The following is a 259-nucleotide window of genomic DNA, read 5'->3' on the forward strand; positions in this document are numbered from 1 at the left end:
GTCCTCGAATAATATTCATCACTACTAAAAACAATAATCGTCTAGCTTTTTTATTCCCACGTCTATTAATTGTATCTCTATATTGAGTTTTTCCTGATTGATATCGTTTGATATCGATACCCACATATGCGTTTAATTGTTTATTCGTTTTGAATTTTGTAAGATCTTCTAATTCTCCTATAATCATAGCTACTGTTAGCTTCCCTATACCAGGAATTGAATGCATAACTTCGAAACATTCAAGTTGTTGAGCTAACTC

1 protein-coding gene is annotated in these 259 nt (G+C 31.7%); it reads right to left on the minus strand.

Features of this window, described 5'->3' with window-relative positions; genetic code table 11:
* Positions 1–259, minus strand: a 259-nt coding sequence (locus tag LQ611_RS14315; RefSeq protein ID WP_239709681.1) for a transposase, incomplete at both ends; no start/stop codon positions are given.

Source organism: Mammaliicoccus sp. L-M44, assembly GCF_022386355.1.
GTDB classification, from domain to species: Bacteria; Bacillota; Bacilli; order Staphylococcales; family Staphylococcaceae; genus Mammaliicoccus; species Mammaliicoccus sciuri_A.